Source organism: Cellulomonas pasadenensis, from assembly GCF_047229365.1.
Taxonomy (GTDB): Bacteria; Actinomycetota; Actinomycetes; order Actinomycetales; family Cellulomonadaceae; genus Cellulomonas.
In genome coordinates this window covers 1-4,710 of record NZ_JBFTEP010000196.1, presented here as the reverse complement: position 1 = coordinate 4,710, position 4,710 = coordinate 1, and the positions used below count along the sequence as shown (strand labels likewise).

Annotated in this window: 5 protein-coding genes; 1 reads left to right on the top strand and 4 read right to left on the bottom strand. The window is 78.8% G+C overall.

The window, feature by feature from the left end:
- From tilS to dacB, 3 genes are all read right to left on the bottom strand, one after another.
- Window positions 1-885: tRNA lysidine(34) synthetase TilS (tilS, locus tag AB6N23_RS17310; protein WP_412867213.1), on the bottom strand; the 885-nt coding region annotated here is incomplete at its 3' end.
- A 7-nt stretch (window positions 886-892) separates the two neighbouring features.
- Window positions 893-1,996 (bottom strand): zinc-dependent metalloprotease, encoded by a 1,104-nt coding sequence (locus AB6N23_RS17305; protein ID WP_412867212.1) that lies wholly within the window; start codon window positions 1,994-1,996, stop codon window positions 893-895.
- Window positions 1,997-2,049: 53 nt separating this feature from the next.
- Entirely contained in the window at window positions 2,050-3,462 is a 1,413-nt protein-coding gene (gene dacB / locus AB6N23_RS17300; protein WP_412867211.1) for a D-alanyl-D-alanine carboxypeptidase/D-alanyl-D-alanine endopeptidase, read from the bottom strand.
- A gap of 148 nt (window positions 3,463-3,610) precedes the next feature.
- On the opposite strand from dacB, the gene AB6N23_RS17295 reads away from it, so the two are divergent.
- Window positions 3,611-4,111: an inorganic diphosphatase gene (locus AB6N23_RS17295; RefSeq protein ID WP_135975607.1), complete on the top strand. Its 501-nt coding sequence runs from the start codon at window positions 3,611-3,613 to the stop codon at window positions 4,109-4,111.
- Window positions 4,112-4,261: 150 nt separating this feature from the next.
- Here the strand turns inward: AB6N23_RS17295 and AB6N23_RS17290 are convergent.
- Window positions 4,262-4,710 (bottom strand): C40 family peptidase (locus tag AB6N23_RS17290; RefSeq protein WP_412867210.1); only part of this gene is annotated, 449 nt, incomplete at its 5' end.

Here is a 4,710-nt window from a genome sequence, read left to right as displayed (position 1 = left end):
GGCGTGCAGCGCGCGGCGGCGGACCGCCGGCGGCGCGGCGGCGAGGGCGGGGACGTCGAGGACGACGACGGGACCGTCCGCGCCGGCGTCCGTGGCCGCGCCGGCGCCCACGTCGGCGGCGCGCAGGAGGTCGTCCGCGAGCCCGTCGAGCGCGTCGGCCGACTCCGCGAGCGCGTCCGCCGTGCGCGCGAGCGCCTGCGCGACGCCCGGGCCCAGCACGTCCTCGAGCAGCGGCAGGACGTCCCGGCGGACGCGGCTGCGCAGCGGGAGGGCGTCGCCCGTCGGGTCGGCCGCGCGCCCGTTCGTCGGGTCGTGCCACGGCACGAGCCCCTCGGCGGCGCAGGCGTCCTCGGTGGCCGTGCGGCGCACGCCCAGCAGGGGCCGGCGCAGGAGCCCGCGCACGGGCCGCATGCCGGCGAGCGCCCGCTCCCCCGACCCGCGGGCCAGCGCGAGCAGGACCCCCTCGGCCTGGTCGTCGAGCGTGTGCCCGAGCAGCACGGCGACGGCGCCCGTGCGGCGCGCCACGTCGTCGAGCGCGGCGTACCGGGCGGTGCGCGCGGCCGCCTCCGGTCCGCCGGCGGCACCGACGGCCACCCGCACGACGTGCACGGGGTCGAGGCCGAGCCCGCGGCACGCGGCCGCGGCGGCGTCCGCGACCGCCGCCGAGCCCGCCTGCAGCCCGTGGTCGACGACCACGGCCCCCGCCACCAGCGGCGCGCCCGCGCGCGCCCGGCGGCGCGCCTCGGACGCGAGCCCGGCGGCCAGCGCGAGCGAGTCCGCGCCCCCGGAGCACGCGACGAGCACCGCGGCGCCCGCGGGCACGTCGGCGAGCGCACGCCGCACCGCCGTGCGCACGGCGGCCACGGCGGGAGCGGGTCCGCTCACCCGCGGCTCACCCGTGCACGCGGCGGACCCACGCGGCCGGGTCGCCGATCTCCGCGAGCGTCGGCAGCGCCGTCGGCCCCGACCACACGGCGTTGAGGCCGTCCGCCCCGGCGCGGCGCCGCACGCCGCGGACGAACGCGGCACCGTCGCGGTACTGCGCGAGCTTGAGGTCCAGGCCCAGCAGGCGGCGCAGCACGCGCTCGACCCCGCCGGCGCGCGCCGCCTGGTCGCGCCGGCGCTCGAACGCCCGGCGGATCGCCCGCACCGACGGCACGACGCGCGGGCCGACCTCGTCCATCATCACGTCGGCGTGCCCCTCGAGCAGGGCCATGACGCCGCTGACCTCGTCGAACACCGCGCGCTGGCGGGGGCTGAGCACGTGCAGCACGCCGCCGGACCCCTCCGGGCCGGTGAGCCCGCGCGCCACCGCGGACAGCAGGTCGTCCAGGCGCGGCCCGGCGGGTCGCGCCGCGCGGGCGTCGCCCGGGCGCGGCGTCAGGTCGGCGAGGTCCGACAGGAGCGCCGCCGACCGCTCGCGCAGGTGGCCCGCGAGCCACGGCGCGGCGGCGAACTGCAGCGCGTGCGTCTGCTCGTGCAGCGACACCCACAGCCGGAAGTCGTGCGGGTCGACGCCCAGCGCCCGCTCCACCTGCAGCACGTTCGGCGCGACGAGCAGCAGCCGCCCGGGCTCCCCGGGCGCGGCCGTGAACGGGTCGAACTGGCCGAGCACCTTGCCCGACAGCAGCGCGAGCACGCCGCCCGCCTGCGCGGCCGCGGCGAGCCGCGCCGCGTCCGGCACCTCGACGGCCGAGCCGTCGCTGCGGCGCGCCAGCGGGGCGGCCATGACGGCGAACATCTCGGCGTTCGCGCGTGCCCACCGGGGCCGGTCGACGACGACCACGCGCGCCACGTCCTCGGGCCGGCGGCCGTCCGCGGGCGTCATGCCGGTGGCGCCGACGACGTGCCGCGCGGCGACGTCGGCCGACGTGCGGAGCTCGGCGACGAGCGCCTCGAGGACGGCGCGGTCGGCGACCGGCCCGGGTGCGGCGAGCCGTCCGGCGACGCGGGCGGCCGCGTACCAGTCGACGGGGCCGGTCGTGGCGGGGTCCATCGGGTCACGGTAACCCCGCGCGCCCGCGCCGGCGGGGCGCCCGTCGTCCGTCGTCAGCGGCAGCCGCAGCCCGCGAGCGCGGTGACGAACCCGTCGACCGCCTGCCGGGCCGCGCCCTGCCCGACGCCGGGCGTCTGGTCCGCCATGACGACGAAGACGAGCTGGCGCCGCTGCGCGTCGAGCAGCGTGCCCGCCAGCGACGTCACGCCCGGCAGGCTGCCCGTCTTGGCGCGGACGAGGCCGCGCGCGGGCGACGCGGTGAACCGGTCGCCGAGCGTGCCGCTCAGCCCCGCGACGGGCATGCCGGTGGCCACGTCGCGCAGGCGCGGGTGCGCGGGGTCGGTGGTGAGGCGGGCGACGTCCGCGAGCAGCGTCGGCGACAGCGACGAGCTCACGGCGAGGCCCGACGCGTCGACGAGCCGGGCGCCGGACACGTCGACGCCGAGCGCGCCGACCGCCCGCAGCACGGCCTGCGTGCCGCCGTCGAAGCTGCCGGGTAGGCCGGCGTCCACGGCGACGAGCCGGGCGACCACCTCGGTGACCGTGTTCTCCGACGTGTCGAGGAAGAAGTGCGTGACGTCGGCGAGCGGGGCCGACTCGACGCGCGCGAGCTCCGGCCCGTCGGCGGGGTCCGTCACGCGCGTCGGGCGCCCCTCGACCGTGATCCCGACCTCCGCGAGCCGGGCCGCGAAGATCTCCGCCGCCGCGAGCGACGGGTCCGCCGCGCGCGGCGCGATCGGCCCCGGCCGCAGCTTCGCGAGGTCCACCATGAGCGGCGTGATCGGCGCCGTGAAGCCCATGTCGACGTAGTCGGGGTCCCACGTCGGGTGCTCGGCCGGGCCGGAGAACAGCGTGTCGTCGACCACGAGGCGGACCGACGTCGTGCCGCGCAGCGCGAGCGCGTCGGCGGTGCGGCGCGCGAGGTCCGCCATGCCCGCCCGTCCCTCGACCGCCGTCGGGTCGCCGACGCCCGCCGAGAGCAGCACGTCGCCGCCGCCCACGAGCGCGATCCGGTCGCCGTCGAGCGCGAGCACGCGCGTCGGCAGGGTCGCCTCGGGGTCGAGCTCCGCGAGCGCCGCGACGCCCGTGAGCAGCTTCGCCGTCGACGCCGGCACCCGGCCCGCGTCGGGCTGGTGCGCGCCGAGCACGTCGCCCGTGAGCTGGTCCACGACGACGACGCCGGCCGACGGGCCCATCCGCGGGTCGGCGACCAGGCCGTCCACGAGCGCCTGCACCGCGGCCGACGACGGCGGCGGGACCTGCGGGTCGAGGTCGGCGAGCGCCCGTGGCACCACCGCGGGCGGCAGCGCGCCGGGGGCCGTCGGGAACGGCGCCGGGTCCGGCGCGGGCGGCGCCAGGGTCACGATCCCGGGGACGACGTCGTGCGCGTCGGCCGTCGCGTACGCCCCCGCGCCCAGCACGGCGACGAGCGCGACGGTGCCCGCCACGCGGCCTGCTGTGGTCATCGTCACCCGTCCTGCCCCACGGGGCTCGGTACCGCCCCGCCGGTGCGCCACACTACTGTCCTGAGCAAGGGCGCCCGGGGAGACGACGCGCCACGGCCACCGGCGTCCCCACGAGGGCCGGCGGGTGGGGACGTGTGGAGGAAGCACTGTGGAGTTCGACGTCACGATCGAGATCCCCAAGGGGCAGCGCAACAAGTACGAGGTGGACCACGCGACGGGGCGCATCCGCCTCGACCGCATGCTCTTCACCTCGACGCGCTACCCGGACGACTACGGGTTCATCGAAGGCACCCTCGGTGAGGACGGGGACCCGCTCGACGCGCTCGTGCTCCTGGAGGAGCCGACGTTCCCGGGCTGCCTGATCCGCTGCCGCGCCCTCGGCATGTTCCGCATGCGCGACGAGGCCGGCGGTGACGACAAGGTGCTGTGCGTCCCGACGGGCGACCAGCGCGCGGCGTGGCGCCAGGACATCGACGACGTGTCGGACTTCCACCGCCTCGAGATCCAGCACTTCTTCGAGGTCTACAAGGACCTCGAGCCCGGCAAGTCCGTCGAGGGCGCCCACTGGGTGGGCCGCGCCGAGGCGGAGGCCGAGATCGAGCGCTCGCGCCAGCGCGCCATCGACACCGGGTACGACACCGGCCACTGAGGCACCCGCGCCGCCGAGGCGGCCGCCGCGTCGCCCGGCGACGTCACGACGCCCGGTCCGCCCACCCCGAGGGGTGCGGCGGGCCGGGCGTCGTCGTGCGTGCGGCGTCGGCGGCGCGCGTCGGGAGAGCGGCGTCGGGTGCGCCGACCGTCAGGGGCGGCCGGCGAACGGCATGGTGCCCGACCACCGCATCGACACCTGGCGCAGCGGCACGCCCGGCTTCGAGGCCTCGACGATCTGGCCGTTGCCGGCGTAGATCGCCACGTGGGTGATCGAGTCGGGGTTGTTCGGGTTGCTGCCCCAGAACACGAGGTCGCCCGGGCGCAGCTGGTCGTACGAGATCTTGAGGACCTGCTTGTACTGGTCGCGCGACGTGCGGTTGAGGCCGACGCCCGCGGACCGCCACGCGCCCGACGTCAGGCCCGAGCAGTCGTAGCCGCCGGGGCCCGTGCCGCCCCACACGTAGGGCAGGCCGATCCTGCCCTGCGCCCACGCGACGGCGGCCGCGCCGGCGGCGGCCGAGCCGCGGGAGGTGCCGGTGCCCAGGCCGTAGGGCGCGCTGGGGGCCGGCGCGGGCTTGGCGGGGGCCGGAGCCGGTG

What these genes read in the sequence shown, in the direction of transcription:
- AB6N23_RS17305 (WP_412867212.1), bottom strand. Translation starts at nt 1,996, where the DNA reads ATGGACCCCGCCACGACCGGCCCCGTCGACTGGTACGCGGCCGCCCGC.
- dacB (WP_412867211.1), bottom strand. Translation starts at nt 3,462, where the DNA reads ATGACCACAGCAGGCCGCGTGGCGGGCACCGTCGCGCTCGTCGCCGTG.